The organism is Cysteiniphilum litorale, assembly GCF_003428165.1.
Lineage (GTDB): Bacteria > Pseudomonadota > Gammaproteobacteria > Francisellales > Francisellaceae > Caedibacter > Caedibacter litoralis.
Genome location: NZ_QLIQ01000139.1, coordinates 1 through 1038, shown reverse-complemented (window position 1 = coordinate 1038; position 1038 = coordinate 1). Strand labels below are relative to the sequence as shown.

Genomic DNA, 1038 nt, shown 5'->3' with positions numbered 1-1038 from the left:
GACATTTGTGTAAAGAGCAATTATCATTCACCAGATTTAGTGAATATTAAAGTTAAATTGCTAGAGTATGTGCTAACAGAAAGGCGACAAAAAGAGGCATCAGAAAAGTTGATTAATGATATTGATGCGCTTTTAAAAAAACAGACGATAGCTTGTCGGATAAAAGCAAAATATCAACTGATGAGAAGTACATACCACCAGTGGATGTTGTTTGATACTGATAATGCTTTGATAGAGGCTTATAAAGCTCAAAAAACACTAAAGACATGCCCAGATTCTGATGAAGAAGAAGCAGTGCTATATTTTAAACTAGCTCAGATTAATGCTCGTTATGGAAATATTGATAAAGTTGTAGAATACACAGATTTATTTGATCAAAAGATTGCTTCTGTTCAAGATATTCCGGAAATATATAAAACTGTAATATATCAAGCAAAAGCAGCAGCCTTAGCAGATAAAGGAGATTTTGATAACGCAGTATTAATTTTAAATAAAGCAATTGATATAAGTAATAAAAATACCGATTTTTCATGTAATGTGATTGGATTACTCATATATAAGTCGAAATTTTTAGCAATAGCTGGAGACAATGAACTGGCGTTATCAACTGTATCTGATTTAGTTAGCTCTATAGATAAAAATTTTAAGGGCGAAGATAATATTTTTTCACCATCAGTACCGATAATTAAGGCATATATTGCATATAACCAAACAAAATACAATGTTGCATTGAATTATGTTAATGAGAGTTTGGTATTTATAAAATCTGATCAAGTTAAAGATAGAAGTATAGCTTTTTTATATGCAATTGCAGCAAAAACACATGCAAAACTTAATAATGTAGAGCAGGCAATATTATATTATGGCAAAGCTGAGAAAATGTATTTTGAAACGCTTAAATATCACAAAATTCATGAAATAAGTTTATTGTATTTTGATATGGGGATGTTTTATTTTGGTATTCATGATTATATTCGCGCGACTGATTGTTTGGAAAAACATGAGTCTATATTTGGTAAAGAGCATCCTAATTCAATA

The 1038-nt window shown here is 29.9% G+C and carries 1 protein-coding gene; it reads left to right on the top strand.

Translation table 11 applies throughout. From position 1 onward, the window contains the following. Positions 1-39 precede the first annotated feature (39 nt). A partial coding sequence (locus tag DNJ75_RS14910; RefSeq protein ID WP_157968409.1) for a tetratricopeptide repeat protein occupies positions 40-1038 on the top strand: 999 nt, incomplete at its 3' end.